This is a genomic window from Methylacidimicrobium tartarophylax, assembly GCF_902143375.2.
In the GTDB taxonomy this organism is placed as follows: Bacteria; Verrucomicrobiota; Verrucomicrobiia; order Methylacidiphilales; family Methylacidiphilaceae; genus Methylacidimicrobium; species Methylacidimicrobium tartarophylax.
This window is the reverse complement of record NZ_CABFVA020000106.1, coordinates 1-502: the sequence shown is the minus strand read 5'-3', so window position 1 is coordinate 502 and position 502 is coordinate 1. Positions and strand designations below refer to the sequence as shown.

General features: G+C 60.2%; 1 pseudogene. It reads right to left on the bottom strand.

Features of this window, described 5'->3' with window-relative positions:
* Positions 1–81: 81 nt before the first annotated feature.
* A pseudogene (locus tag MAMT_RS08975) lies at positions 82–502 on the bottom strand (hypothetical protein); the annotation flags it as partial.

Genomic DNA, 502 nt, shown 5'->3' with positions numbered 1-502 from the left:
GGGCATGTAGGCAGAACGAAAAAGTCTTAACGTTCTGTTGCAATCACTTGCGATAGCACACAGCGGAAGTTCGGATAGGTGCTACCGGGGTGGCTTCGCACCAGAGGCGGGAGAAGCCGGGCGCGAGGTTTCCGAGAGCATGCGAGTGGCCAGGGCGAGGGATTCGTCGCTCTTGCCTCCTAACATGCGTGCAAGCTCCTCGGCTCTTTCGTGAAAACCGAGCGGGGCAAGGGAGACCGAGACGCCATGATCCGAGGTCTCTTTCCGGACGCGGAAATGCGCTTCGGCTTGGGCTGCGACGGGAGCCAGGTGAGTGACGCAAATCACTTGATGTTGCTCGCCCAAGAGTCGGAGATGGGCTCCTACCTTCCAGGACGTTTCTCCCGCCACATTCGCGTCCACCTCGTCGAAGATGAGAATGGGCACGCGATCGACGGCGGCGAGAACGGTCTTGATTGCGAGCATCACGCGAGCCATTTCTCCTCTCGACGCGGTCTCGCGG